Raw genomic sequence first — 13,547 nt, forward strand, 5'->3', positions numbered from 1 at the left:
CACCCGTTTATCGGCCTACAAGCAGAGACAGTTCAGGATTGCGCCCGCCCGATGAAACGCGGCTTCTACACCATCATGTCGGCGCAGTTCTTCAGCTCGCTGGCTGATAACGCGCTGTTCGTCGCCGCTGTCGAACTGCTGCGCTCCTCCGGCTCTCCGGAATGGCAGCGCGCTGCGCTGGTGCCGATGTTCGCGCTGTTCTACGTCGTGCTTGCACCCTTCGTCGGGGCTTTCGCGGACGCGGTGCCCAAAGGCAAGGTGATGTTCTACGCCAACGGCATCAAGGTGGCGGGCTGCCTGATGATGCTGTTCGGCGCACACCCGCTGGCGGCCTACGCCATCGTCGGCCTGGGAGCTGCAGCCTACTCGCCGGCAAAGTACGGCATCCTGACCGAGCTGCTGCCGCCCTCGCAGCTCGTCAAGGCCAACGGATGGATCGAGGGCCTGACCATCGTTTCCATCATCCTCGGCGTGCTGCTCGGCGGCCAGTTGGTCGGCGAGCGCATTTCCCACATGCTGCTGGCGTTCGACCTGCCGCTGGTCGATACAGGCATCGACACGCCCTCCGAGGCCGCCATCGCCAGCCTCATCGGTCTGTACGTGCTGGCGGCGCTGTTCAACCTGCGCATCCCGCGTACCTCCGCGCCGCTGCAGCCGTTTGCGCACAGCGTCTTTGGCCTTGTGCGGGACTTCTCCGCCTGCAACAGCAAGCTATGGCAGGACAAGCTGGGCCAGATCTCGCTGGCGACGACCACGCTGTTCTGGGGCGTCAGTGGCAACCTGCGCTACATCGTGCTGGCCTGGGCCGCCGCAGCGCTGGGCTATGGCACGACGCAGGCGTCCTCGCTGGTCGGCGTCGTTGCCATCGGTACCGCTGTGGGCGCGGTCGTCGCGTCGCTGTACTGCCGCCTGGACCGCGCCACGTCGGTCATCCCGCTAGGCATCGCGATGGGTCTGCTGGTCATCTTCATGAACCTCATCCATAACGTCTGGGTGGCGGCCCCTTTCCTGATCCTGCTGGGCGGCATCGGCGGCTATCTGGTCGTGCCCATGAACGCGCTGCTGCAGCACCGCGGCCACAACCTGATGGGGGCCGGGCGCAGCATCGCGGTGCAGAACTTCAACGAGCAGGCCTGCATCCTGGGACTGGGTGCCTTCTACACGGCCATGACACGCTTCGGCCTGTCGGCCTTCGGCGCGATCACGATCTTTGGCATCGTCGTCGCCGGCACGATGTGGTGGATCCGGCGCTGGCACCAGCGCAACCTCGTCGAGCACCGCGAAGAGGTCGAGCACCTGCTCGACCTGGCCCGGACGGACCACCTGCCCCAGGACCGATAGCCCCTCTGCGCTTCGTGCCTCTCAACGGGCGCTGCCTGCGGTCTGGCGAAGCCAGTCCCGCGGGAATCGTTCGAGGAGCAGCCGGGCGGCGCCCGGCCTGTCGATTCAGTTCTGGTTGCCTGAGCCGCGGCCCTTGCGGCCGGTGGGCGCCGGGATGAGGTGGCGGCCTTCCAGCACCATCTCGATGTGCTCGCTCCAGGCGCGCGCGATCTTGAAGCAGCCGCTGTGGTTGAGGTGGATCTCGTTGTGCCAGTCACCGCTGATGCCGGTGGAGCCGGGGGCCGCCAGTGCCAGCGGCACGGTCGTCGAGTCGAAGACGAAGAGTCCGGGGAAGACTTCCTTGTCGGCGGCCATGTCCTTGAGCAGTTGGGCGAGGTGGAAGACCATCAGCCGGCTGACTGCGGCCCAGTCGGCACTTGGTACGCCGTAGGCCTTCAGGGCCGGGTAGAGCCAGGGGCCGCTGGCACCCAGGTCGTCGCCACCTTCGGCGCCGGCTGGGCGCGGCATGGGCACGGCATAGCAGTGCATGAAGACCGGTTTGCCAGCCGACGGCCCCTGGTCGCGCAGGCTGAGCAGATGCTTGACGTTGGCGCGCAGATAGGCGCTGTAGGTGGCCCAGCCGGGCTCGGAAAAGTAGCGCGCCACGCCGGCCGACGGCGGGCCCCATTCGGTCTGGCGGCGCAGCAGGCGCAGCTCCAGCGGGATGGGTTCGCCGTTCCAGTCCTGTGCCGGCGTGCGCGCGGCGGCAATCAGGTCGTTGCCACCGACGGACAGCAGCACCCCGTCCCAGGCCACCGCGTCGGGCCCGGACAGCAGGCGCACGAAATCGGGGGCGGACTCCAGATCCACCATGTGCGAGAGCGCATTGACCGTGCCGGCGCAGTTGACGGCCGCCGTGCCGGCCTTGAAGACCAGCTCCTGCAGCAGGTTGGCGTGTGCGTTGAGCTTGGCGCGCGCGTTCGAGAACCACGAGTCCCCCTGGGCCAGCAGCTTCCAGCGGAAGGTGCCGAGATCGGGTGGGGAACGGCCGGCCAGGTCGGCCGGGGTGAAGCAAGCCAGGTGATCCATGAACGTGGGGTATCCGAAGTTGCTGACCGGGCGACGCGCCCCCCGAGTGGCTCGCGCTTCGCAAGTTCGCGCGATTGGAAGGCCAGCCGCGCGCCGGGCGCCATGCTACAAACCCTCGGGGCGCCCCGGGGTTAGCATAGTGGCCGTCTTCTAGGGAGGACTTGCATGAGCGAGAGCATTTTCGACTTCCGGGCTGTGTCTATCCGCGGTGAGCCGGCCGATCTGGCCTCGCAGCGCGGCAAGGTGCTGCTCATCGTCAACACGGCCAGCGAATGCGGCTTCACGCCCCAGTTCAAGGGCCTGGAGCAACTTTGGGAGGACTATGGCCCCCAAGGGCTGGTGGTCATCGGCTTTCCGAGCAACGAATTCGGCGGACAGGACCCCGGTAGCAACGACCAGATCGCCAGCTTCTGCGAGCTCAATTACGGCGTCAGCTTCCCGATGATGGAGAAGATCAAGGTCAACGGCTCGGACGCCCACCCGCTTTGGAAGTTCCTGAAGAGCGAGAAGCCTGGTTTCCTGGGCACCGAGGCCATCAAGTGGAACTTCACCAAGTTCCTCATCGGCCGTGACGGCCAGGTGATCAAGCGCTATGCGCCCAACGACGCGCCCGAGAAACTGCGCGGCGACATCGAGGCGGCGCTGAAGGCGGCCTGATCCTCAGCAGCGTATCCATAACCTCCCGCGGCCCAGGCGCAGGCGGCCTTCGGCTCGGGCAGCCTGCAGCAGTTCGTTGACCGTCTGCCGCGACAGGTGGGCCAGCCGGGCCAGTTCGGCTTGCGTAGCAGTCACCTCGATCCAGCCTGCGTCATCGCGCCTGCCGCGCTCGCGTACCAGCTGCGCCAGGGCCAGGGCGAAGCGTTCCGCGGCCCCCTGGTGGCGGGCCGCCTGCAGCAGGCGCAGCGTGCCGTCGTAGCGGCGTGCGAACTCGGCCAGCAGGGCTCGGGCGAAGCCGGGCACCTCGTCCATCAGGCGCATGTAGGCCTCGCGCCCGAACACCAGCACCTCGCAGGCGCCGCGCGCCACCGCCTCGTACTCCGCCGGCTGCCCGGCCGCGAATGCCGCCAGTCCGAACAGCCGTGGCGGCCCCACGTTCTCGATGACGGACACCGTGCCGTCAGCGCCGGTGAATCGGGTCTCGATCTCGCCGGCCACGACCGCGTAGAACGCCTGCGTGCGCTGGCCCTGCACGAACAGACTGCGTCCGTCGTGCAGCCGGCGGCGCGCAATGGTGGCGGCGATGTCGGCCGGCATCGCGACATTGGGGAAATGAGCGTCGAGCACACGTTGCAGGGCAGGGGTCTCGAGCATGGCGTATTGTCGGCTGGCCGACACAAGGCTGGGGCCTGCCTGCCTATGCTGGCTGCATGCCACACATCGAACCGTCGGAACTGCTTCGCCGCTTCGGGCGCGAGGAATGCGCGCACGAGCCCCTTTACGCCGCGCTGTGCGGCATTGCCGCCACGGACACCAGGGCGCTCACCCTGCTGGCCGAGGCGCCGCCCGAGCAGCGCAAGGTCAACCTGCTGCTAGCGGCCCTGCACGAGCGCGTGCTGGCGGGCGCTGCGCCCGAGCTGGCGGTCTACTACCGCAGCACCGGCGGCGGCCGTGAGCCGGACGCCCTGCTCGCGCCGGCGCTGTCAGCCTGCCTGGAGCGTGAATGGCCGGTACTGGTGTGGCAAATGCGCCATGGGGCGACGCAGACCAACGAGGTCGCACGCGGTGCGGCCCTCTGGCCGGCCCTGGGCGACGTGGCGCAGGCCACAGGCGTGCGCGACCTGGCCCTGCTGGACTTTGGTTGCAGTGCCGGCCTCAACCTCGGCGTGGACCACTACGCGCTTCGCTACAGCGACGCGCACGGCGCCCGGTACGAGCGCGGCCCCGCCCCCGACGGCCGGCGGGCAGAGATCGAATCGCTGTGGCTGGGCGACGCGCCGCCGCCGGCTGGCAACTGGCGGGTCGTGTCTCGCGACGGCCTGGACCCGGCGCCTGTCGACCTTGCAGACCCCGAGCGCCTGCGCTGGCTTCAGGCCTGCCTGTGGCCGCATGACGCCGCGCGCCGTGAGCGCCTGGCGCGTGCGGCCGCCCAGCTCCGGTCGTTGCCGCACAAGGTGACGCGGGCGGACGACTGCGTCGCCGCCATAGAACCCTGGCTGCGCGCTCTGCCTGAAGGCGTGCAGCCGGTGTTGCTGACGAGTTGGGTGCTTTACTACCTGTCCGGCGCCGAGCTCGTGCGCCTGCGGGCGACGGTCGACGGTCTGTGCCGCAGCCACGGCCTGGCCTGGATCTGCGGGGAACTGCCGGCGCTGAGCGCCTGCGATGGCATCGCGCCGCCGCTGCCGGATCTGCCTGCGGGCGAGGTCGTGGCGTCGGCCACGCTTTGGACGCTGCGCCGGGCGGGCGCCGACGGTTTGGTCGAGCGGGTTCTGGGATGGTCGCATCCGCATGGACGCTGGGTGGCTTGGTGCGCTGCAGCAGGCCCGGGATAATCAGGCGCATCCCATCGGAGCCCATTCATGTTCGAGCATGTCGACGCCTACGCCGGCGATCCCATCCTGAGCCTCAACGAGGCCTTTCAGAAAGACCCCCGCGCCGGCAAGATCAACTTGTCCATCGGCATCTACTTCGACGATGACGGCCGCATCCCCATGTTGCCGTCGGTGCGCGCGGCCGAGCTGGCCGTTGTCGAGGCCGCGGGGGCGCGGCCCTATCTGCCGATGGAGGGCGCCGCCAATTTCCGCAGCGCCGTGCAGGCGCTGCTGTTCGGGCCTGAGCACCCGGCGATCAAGGCCGGCCGAATCGCCACCATCCAGGGCGTAGGCTCCAGTGGCGGCCTCAAGGTCGGCGCCGACCTGCTGAAGCGCTACTTCCCCGACAGCAAGGTCTACCTTTCCGAACCTACCTGGGACAACCACCGCGCTGTCTTCGAGGGCTCGGGCCATGTCTGCGAGACCTATCCCTACTACGACCCGGCCACCGGAGGGCTACGCTTCGACGAGTTGCTGGCCCGATTCAAGGCCCTGCCTTCGCGCAGCATCGTGCTGCTGCACGCTTGCTGTCACAACCCCACGGGTGTCGACCTGAGCCAGGATCAGTGGCGCGCGCTGGTGCCCGTTATTCGCGAGCGTGAGCTGCTGCCCTTCCTTGACCTGGCCTACCAGGGCTACGGTGACGGCATCGACGAAGACGCCTTCGCGCCGCGTCTGCTGGCCGACGAAGGACTGCCCTTCCTGATCGCCAACAGCTTCTCCAAGAGCATGAGCCTGTACGGCGAGCGCTGCGGGGCCTTGAGCGTGGTCTGCCCGGATGCGACCCAGGCCGCCCACGTGCTGGGCCAGCTGAAATTCATGATCCGCCGCAACTACTCCAACCCGCCCATGCACGGCGGCCAGATCGTCGCCAAGGTGCTGACCGATCCCCGGCTGCGCGCGATGTGGGAGGCCGAGGTGGCCGAGATGCGCGAGCGCATCCAGGCCATGCGCCGCCAGCTGCACGAGGTACTGACCACGAAGCTGCCAGGCCGCGACTTCTCCTACTTCCTGACCCAGCGTGGCATGTTCAGCTATACCGGCCTGACGCCCGATCAAGCGGAGCGTCTGAAGACCGAGTTCGGCGTGTACATCCTGCGCTCCGGTCGCATGTGCGTGGCAGGGCTCAACACGCGCAACGTCGAGGCCACGGCCCAGGCATTCGCAGCGGTCCTGGGCGGCTGACCGCCCCAGCCGCCATGCTGCGCCAGGCACTGGCCATCGCGGCCGCCCTGCTGTGCACCGGTCCGCTGGCCGCGCAGCCGGTGGTGGAGCACATCACCTGGCTGGCCGGCGACACGGTGGCCACGCGCGGCCCTCGCGGTGTGCGGCCGTCGGACCGCCTCATCGACTGGGTCAGCGCGCGCCTGCCCGGCATCACCCATGAGCGCGTCATCGCCAACGCCAAGCGCAGCTGGATGCTGATCGAGCGCGGCGACCGGGTCTGCCATGCCGCTGCCGTGCGTTCGGCGCAACGCGAGGAACTGGCCTACTTCAGCAACACCTGGCTGATGCCGCCGCTGCAGTTGATCACGCGGCGCGATCGGGCTGCCGCCCTGCCGGTGGACGCCGCGGGGCGGGTGGATCTGGTCGCGCTGCTGGCCGACAGCCGCCTGCAGGGCGTCGTCGTGCAGGGGCGCAGCTACGGCCCGACGCTGGACGCGCAGCTCCAGCAGCCCGTGGCGCAGGCGGCGCTGCGCCGTGTCACGGCAGGTGACTTCGGCAGCAACCTGTTGCCCATGCTGTTGCAGGGCCGGGCCGACTACGCCCTCGAATTCCCCAACGTGCTGGCAGCCCAGGCTCAGGGTCAACCCGAGGTGGCGGAGCTGACCATGCTGCCCATCCGCGGCGCCGTGGAGCCCGTCATCAGCGGCGTGGCTTGCCCGCGCACGCCCTGGGGCCAGGCCGCCATCCGGCGCATCGACGCCGTGCTCGGCACGCCCGAGGGCGCGGCCATGCTGCGCGAAGGCCTGATGGCGGAGCTGCCGGCCGATACCCGCCGCCAGTACCGCGACCTCATCGACGGCTTCTTCCGCCGCCGCAGCCAGCCCACGCCAGGGCTCTGACCAACGGTGTCCGCCGGCCGGCGGAGGATGCCCGCCGGTTATGGATGGCTCGCTGGCTTTCATTGGCTGAGGGCGGCCCCCTCTCTTACCCTGCGCCGCTGTATAAGGCTCGTAGCGGCAGGATGAAGCATTGCGTGGTGATTGGCGGTGGCGTCGTGGGCCTGACCACGGCTTGGGCACTGCTGGAGAGGGGCCACGGCGTAACGCTGGTCGAGCGCGAGGCCGAGGTGGCCCAGGGCGCCAGCCGCGCCAACGGTGGCCAGCTAAGCTACCGTTATGTGTCGCCATTGGCTGACGCTGGAGTGCCGCTCAAGGCGGTGCGCTGGCTGCTGGACCCCGACGGCCCGCTGCGTTTCAAGCCCGAGGCGAGCTGGGCGCAGTGGTCCTGGCTGATGGCCTTCCTGCGCAACTGCCGCGGCCCGGTCAACCGTCGCGCCACCGAGCGCCTGCTGGCGCTGGGCGCCTACAGCCAGACTTCGTTCGCGCGGCTGCAGGCCGAAGCCCAGCTCGACGCCATTGCGTTGCGCGCGCCCGGCAAGCTGGTCGTCTACCGCAAGCCGGCCGAGTTCGCCCGCGTCGCCGCGCGCGTCAATGGCAGCGGCGTCGAGCAAGCCCTGTCGCATGATGAATGCGTGGCCCTGGAGCCGGCGCTGGCGGATACCGAGGCGACGCTGGCCGGCGGCATCTTCACCCCCGGCGAGGCTGTGGCCGACTGCCATGCCTTCTGTGCGGAACTGCATGCACGATTGCATCAGCACGAGGGCTTCCGCGGCCGTCTGGGCGCCGCGGTCAACGGTTTCCTGCGTGACGGCCAGGGGGGCGTGCGTGGCGTGCGCACGACCGAGGGCGACGTCCCGGCCGATGCGACCATCCTCGCGGCCGGCCTGCACAGCCGCACGCTCGCTGCGACCGCGGGTGTCGAGCTGCCCATCTATCCGCTGAAGGGCTACAGCCTGACCGCGCCCATCGAGGATGCCCACCGCCCGCCCGAGGTCAGCGTGACCGACTTCGAGAAGAAGATCCTCTACGCCCGCATCGGCCAGGAGCTGCGAGTGGCGGCCATGGTGGATCTGGTTGGCGACGACCTCAGCCTGGATGGCGGACGCCTGGCCTCGCTGCAGCGGTCGGTGCGCGCGACCTTCCCCAATGCGGCCGATTACGACCGCGCGACACCCTGGGCCGGCCTGCGCCCCGCCACCCCCAGCGGCGCCCCCATTCTCGGCGCCAGCGGCCAGCCCGGGCTGTGGCTCAATGTGGGCCATGGCGCCCTGGGCTTCACCTTCTCCTTCGGCACTGCCAACATCGTTGCCGAACTCGTGTCGGGCAACACCAGTCCGCTGCCGCTTGACGGCTTGACGCTGTGAACACCGACGACCTCGCCCGAGCGCTGCGCGCCGCGGTGCTGGCGCAACACTTCGAGACGACGGCCGACAGCCTGCAGGACGGCGCATCGCTGGGCTTGCATCCCAGCATCGACCTCGCCGTCGCCGTATTCCCGCGCAGCGGCGAGCCGGTCTGCGCCAACGTGCTGTTCTCGCGCGAACACCCGCAGGGCCTGGTCGCGCGTTTCGACGACGCCTCCGGCGCCGTCGCCAATGTCGGCTTCCATGCTGACGTGCGCGATGCCGCGGGCGACTCCTATGCCTGGCTGCCGGGGGCGGACTGGTCGCGCATCGATTTTCCCGTCTGGTTCGGCCGCGGGCCTCGGTTCGTCGCGCCGTATCCGGCCTCACTGCTGAAGACCATGGTCGCCGTCGGCGTGGGGCTGCTGGTGGACAGTGGCCGCAGCGACTGGGCGTTGCCGCTGGCCTACGAAGGCAAGACGCGGCCCGTGGGCGACTGGCTGTTCGACATGATCACGGTCAGCAGCAATGAGGCCACGTCGGCCCTGGTAGCCCATCTGCATGCGCGCGGGGGCATACGCCGAGAAGGCGGCCGCGAGGTGCACAACGAGATGCAGGCTCTGTTCGCTGCCCACGGCATGCCAGGCCTGATGATCGCCAACACCCGGCCCGATGGCGGCTGGGGCAACGCGGCCGGCTCGGGCGTGGGCCAGATCCAGATGACGGCCTGGGACGCGGTGCGGCTGATGTGGCGGCTGGATGCCGATGCTCCGCTCGTGCCGCCCATCGTCAGCGCGGCCAGCCGTGCCGTCATCCGTGGCGCGCTGGACGCGCAGAAGTTGCACCAGGTGCTCAGCAGCGAATCGCTGCGAGCGCTGCCCGGCTGGGTCTGCGGCATTCCCGCGCGCTTTGCGCACAAGACCGGCGGCACCCAGAACTACGGCAGCGACGCCGGTATCGTGCACGATGGCGGGCTGCATTACCTCATCGCCGTGACGACCAGCTTGGGGCAACGCTATGCACCCCACCCCGAGGCCTCGACGACCTGGAAGCTGCCTTCCCTGGGCGGTGCGGTGCACGCATGGTTGAAGGCGAACTCCTGATCCCGCCGCTGCGCCCAGGCGCGGCAATCGCCGTCATCGCGCCGGCCGGCCCGCCCGGGCCGGGGCGGCGCGATCCGGTCGAAGGCTGGCTGCGCGAGCGCGGCTATGTGCCCACGCTGCTGCCCAGCTGTTTCGGCGGTCAACAGGGGCACGGGCCGCTGGACTTCCTCGCCGCGCCGGACGCCGTTCGGTTGGCCGACATCCACACCGCCTTTGCCGATCCGCGCTTCGATGCCGTGTTGGCGCTTCGCGGCGGTTCGGGCTGCATCCGGCTGCTCGACGGAATCGACCTCGGCCTGCTCGCGGCCAGCCGCAAGCTGCTGATCGGCTACAGCGACCTGACCGTGCTGCATGCACTGCGCGACCGCGCCGGCATCCCGTCCCTGCATGCGCCCATGCCGGCCAGCGACTGGGGCCTGCCTGGCTCCGAGCCTGACACGGAAGCACTGTTCCGGTGCCTGGCCAGTGGGTGGCGGGCTGGCGACGTCGTTGGACAGGCGGCGCCGCACGCCCTCAGCAACGCTGGTCGCACCGGGCCGGTGCGAGGCCGGTTGATTGGCGGCAACCTGGCGATGTTCTGCGCGCTTCTGGGCACGCCCTTCATGCCGGATGTCGAGGGCGCACTGCTGTTCATCGAGGACGTCAGCGAGGAGCCTCACCGCGTTGACCGCCTGCTGAGCCAGCTGCGCCTTTCAGGTGTGCTGGGCCGCATTGCCGGCCTTCTGGTTGGTAGCTTCACGGGCGCGCAGAGCGCCGATGCCGTGCTGGCCGATCACCTGCCCACACTGCGCTGCCCGGTGCTGGCCGGCTGGCCGTCGGGGCATGGCCAGCCCAATCGACCGCTGCCGCTGGGCGTGCCGGCCGTGATGGACGTCGCGGCCGGCACCCTGACGTTGGACTGAGCCTGGTGCCAGGGCTTGCGAAAGCCCTGTGCCGACGGTGGTCCCGCCGCGGTTTTCTTGCCCTCAAAAGCCCCGCCCGGCGGCCGGCCCATTCGCGCAGGTTATGCCCGGTTTTCAAAGCGTGATCGTCATGAAAGCCACGACCCAGGGACCACCCTCTGTGCCTAGGACGTAGCTTCCCGCAATCATCGTGTCAACGTAGTTATTTGCAGGAGCTATTGATGAAACCCACTCGAATTGCATGCGCGGCCGCCCTCCTTTGCGTGAGCAGTGCTGTCCTGGCCCAGACCACCCCTGACACGCAGGCCGCTGCGGCCTCGAAGCTCGAAAAAATCACCATCACCGGCTCGAGCATCAAGCGCCTGGCCGACGAGAAGGCGATGCCCATCGAGGTCATCACGGCCACGCAGGCCCGCCAGCTGGGCCTGACCAGCGTGGACCAGCTCGTCGACAGCCTGTCGTCCAACGTCGGCGGCCAGACCAACCAGGTCACCAACAACGCCGTGTTCGGCGGCGACGGCGAGAAGACCTTCGGCGGCGCCAACTTCGCCAACCTGCGCGGCATCGGCCCCACCGGCACGCTGGTGCTGCTGAACGGCCGCCGCGTCTCCACGCACGGCATGAGCGGTGGCTCGGTGGACCTGAACGCCATCCCGATGGAAGCCATCGAGCGCGTCGAAGTGCTGAAGGACGGCGCCTCCGCCATCTACGGCACGGACGCCATCGGCGGCGTCATCAACTTCATCACGAAGACCAGCTACCAGGGCGTCTCGTTGAGCGGCAACTACATCACCCCCGAGGCCTCGGGCGGCGGCCAGACGTCCCGCCTGTCCGGCTCGGCCGGCTGGGGCGACCTGGCCCGCGACGGCTTCAACGTGATGGGCTCCCTGACGGTGGACAACCGGCGCATCCTGCGCGGCACCGACCGCCCGTGGGCCAGCGGCTACCAGCCCGACCTGTTCCTGACGCCCGACAGCTCCAGCTCCATCCACGCCAACATCATCAACGCGACGGGCACGGCGCTGACTTCCGCCGGCACGACGGTGGGCAACACCGGCGACCCGACCAAGTACACCTTCCTGAACCTGCTGGCCATCCGTGGCGAGTGCGAATCCATCGCGAACCAGGTGCCGATGGCGCCCAACATCCAGGTTTGGAACCTGTTCGGCTACACCCAGGCCAACGCCAAGTACCGCTGCACCCGCGACTACGGTCGCAACTACATGCTGAGCTCGCCGCAGGACGCCATCAACGGCATGCTGCGTGGCACGTTCAACATCAAGGACAGCCACCGCGCCTCCATCGAGGTGATGGCATCTGACGTGAAGAACCGCGGCGAGTATTCGCCGACACAGATCAGCACGGGTAACACGACGGCCACGATCAACGGCGTGACGACCGTCTCCAACACGCACCTGCAGACCAGCAGCCCGTACTACCTGAACATGAAGCAGCTGGTCAATGCTGTGGATTTCGACCCGACCAAGCCCATCGCCTACCGCGTCAACTTCCTCAACGACCTGGGCTTCCGCATCCGCGAGAACGAGACCAAGAACCTGCGCGTGCAGACCTCGTTGGAAGGCAGCATCGGTGAGCTCGACTACTCGGTGGGCGCCGGCTACGGCGAGTCCAAGAGCACGGCCACGCTGATCAACGGCTTCTTCAACACCAAGAAGATGGTGGACCTGCTGGCTTCGGGCAAGTACAACCCCTTCATCATGCCTGGCCAGACCCAGACGGCCGACGTCGTCGCCGCCTTCGAAGACATGCAGATGCGCGGCAAGATCTACGACGGCAAGACGAGCGTCAAGCAGTTCGATGCCACGCTCTCCGGCCCGCTGGGCAACTTCCTGGCCGGCCCGGTGGAGTTCGCGGTGGGTGTCAACGCCCGCCAGGAGTCCTATGAGTTCTCGGGTTCGAAGAACTTCCTCTGCGTGGACAGCATCACCGCCACCACGCTGGGCACCTATGACAACGCCGCGCTGACGTTTGGCTGCCCGGGCAACAGCTCGTCGCCCAGCCTGTCGCGCAAGATCGGCGCCGTGTTCGGCGAACTGGTGACTCGCCCGATCAAGGGCATGGAGGTCACGCTGCAGGCCCGCTACGACAAGTACCAGGTCATCGGCGGCACGACCAACCCCAAGATCGGCATCAAGTACACGCCCATCGACAGCGTGCTGCTGCGCGCCTCGGCCAACACCGGCTTCCGCGCGCCGACGCCCCAGCAGATCAACCAGGGCGTGGTCGAGTCCCAGCTGACCGGCCAGTTCCGCGACCCCGTGCTGTGCGCCGACGTCAACAACCCGACCGACCCCTCGCAGTGCGCGCGCCTGAGCATGCCCTACCGCGCCGGCGGCAACCCCAACCTGAAGCCTGAGGAATCGCGCCAGGCCACGGCCGGCTTCGTGTTCGCGCCGACCAAGAGCTTCCAGGCCTACGCGGACTACTGGCAAGTCACGCTGTCGGATCGCATCCGTGCACTCAGCACGACGGAAATGATCTCCAACTACGAGATCTACAAGGACAACTTCGTTCGCAATTCTTCCGGCGTCGTCGACTACATCCAGGCCGGCTGGGTGAACTCCGCGGGCAGCAAGACCAAGGGTGTGGACTTCGGTGCGACCTACGTCTTCGAAGCGCTCGACGGCCGTTTCACGACGTCGATGAACGGCACGAAGATGATCAGCAACAAGGAGCAGACCCGAGACAACGCCCCGTTCATCGAGTACGTCGGCAAGTGGAGCAACACCACGCTGTACCTGCCCTGGCGCCTGAACGCCAGCGTGGGCTACCGCACCGGCCCCTGGAACGTCACGCTCTCGGGCATCTACCGCGACAGCTATGAAGACCAGAACCGCGGCCCGACGGCTGCCGGCGGCGCCAACTACACGAGCAACGAGCCCTACACCCGCAAGGTCAGCGCCTACTCGACGTTCAACCTGGTGGGCAGCTACAGCGGCTTCAAGGGCCTGACGATCACCGGCAGCCTCATCAACCTGGCCGACAAGCAGCCCCCGTTCACCTGGCACAACGTCGACAGCGCCGCCGGTGCCGGCTGGGACCCGCGCGTCGCCGACCCGCGTGGCCGCACCTGGGGCGTCTCGTTCCGCTGGGCCATGGAGTAAGCTCGTCTAGCCCCCCGTCCAAGCCCCCTCACGGGGGCTTTTTCGTCTCCCGATCCGACGCCCGCCGCGGC

The 13,547-nt window shown here is 68.5% G+C and carries 11 protein-coding genes; 9 read left to right on the forward strand and 2 right to left on the reverse strand.

All coding sequences use genetic code 11. The annotated features are described in order from the left end of the window. Positions 1–51: 51 nt before the first annotated feature. The gene (gene lplT / locus QM732_RS26045) at positions 52–1,341 is read left to right on the forward strand and encodes a lysophospholipid transporter LplT (protein ID WP_415658986.1); all 1,290 of its coding nucleotides are present in this window, start codon (positions 52–54) and stop codon (positions 1,339–1,341) included. Between the two features lie 105 nt (positions 1,342–1,446). Here lplT and QM732_RS26050 read toward each other — a convergent pair whose 3' ends face one another. Further along, positions 1,447–2,409 (reverse strand): hypothetical protein, encoded by a 963-nt coding sequence (locus QM732_RS26050; protein ID WP_415658987.1) that lies wholly within the window; start codon positions 2,407–2,409, stop codon positions 1,447–1,449. 165 nt (positions 2,410–2,574) lie between these two features. Here QM732_RS26050 and QM732_RS26055 point away from each other — a divergent pair, with 165 nt between their 5' ends. After that, positions 2,575–3,066, forward strand: a complete 492-nt coding sequence (locus QM732_RS26055; RefSeq protein ID WP_415658988.1) for a glutathione peroxidase — start codon at positions 2,575–2,577, stop codon at positions 3,064–3,066. A gap of 3 nt (positions 3,067–3,069) precedes the next feature. On the opposite strand, the gene QM732_RS26060 is transcribed toward QM732_RS26055, so the two are convergent. After that, on the reverse strand, positions 3,070–3,720 hold the full coding sequence (locus QM732_RS26060) for a Crp/Fnr family transcriptional regulator (protein ID WP_415658989.1): 651 nt from the start codon (positions 3,718–3,720) through the stop codon (positions 3,070–3,072). A 56-nt stretch (positions 3,721–3,776) separates the two neighbouring features. Between QM732_RS26060 and QM732_RS26065 the strand changes: the two genes are divergently transcribed. The 7 genes from QM732_RS26065 (at position 3,777) to QM732_RS26095 (ending at position 13,476) form a co-directional block, all read left to right on the forward strand. After that, positions 3,777–4,898: a DUF2332 domain-containing protein gene (locus QM732_RS26065; RefSeq protein ID WP_415658990.1), complete on the forward strand. Its 1,122-nt coding sequence runs from the start codon at positions 3,777–3,779 to the stop codon at positions 4,896–4,898. 27 nt (positions 4,899–4,925) lie between these two features. After that, positions 4,926–6,122: an aromatic amino acid transaminase gene (locus tag QM732_RS26070; RefSeq protein WP_415658991.1), complete on the forward strand. Its 1,197-nt coding sequence runs from the start codon at positions 4,926–4,928 to the stop codon at positions 6,120–6,122. A gap of 14 nt (positions 6,123–6,136) precedes the next feature. Beyond that, positions 6,137–7,003: a hypothetical protein gene (locus tag QM732_RS26075; RefSeq protein ID WP_415658992.1), complete on the forward strand. Its 867-nt coding sequence runs from the start codon at positions 6,137–6,139 to the stop codon at positions 7,001–7,003. Positions 7,004–7,125: 122 nt separating this feature from the next. Beyond that, a complete protein-coding gene (locus QM732_RS26080) occupies positions 7,126–8,367 on the forward strand; it encodes a D-amino acid dehydrogenase (protein ID WP_415658993.1) in 1,242 nt (413 codons plus the stop codon). Next, a complete protein-coding gene (locus QM732_RS26085; RefSeq protein WP_415658994.1) occupies positions 8,364–9,449 on the forward strand; it encodes a serine hydrolase in 1,086 nt (361 codons plus the stop codon). Before QM732_RS26080 ends, QM732_RS26085 begins: the two co-directional genes overlap by 4 nt. Then, entirely contained in the window at positions 9,428–10,351 is a 924-nt protein-coding gene (locus QM732_RS26090) for a S66 peptidase family protein (RefSeq protein ID WP_415658995.1), read from the forward strand. Before QM732_RS26085 ends, QM732_RS26090 begins: the two co-directional genes overlap by 22 nt. A gap of 221 nt (positions 10,352–10,572) precedes the next feature. Next, positions 10,573–13,476 (forward strand): TonB-dependent receptor domain-containing protein, encoded by a 2,904-nt coding sequence (locus QM732_RS26095; protein ID WP_415658996.1) that lies wholly within the window; start codon positions 10,573–10,575, stop codon positions 13,474–13,476. Positions 13,477–13,547: the final 71 nt, after the last annotated feature.

Origin of the sequence: Roseateles sp., from assembly GCF_047654805.1 — a bacterium.
In the GTDB taxonomy this organism is placed as follows: domain Bacteria; phylum Pseudomonadota; class Gammaproteobacteria; order Burkholderiales; family Burkholderiaceae_C; genus Pelomonas.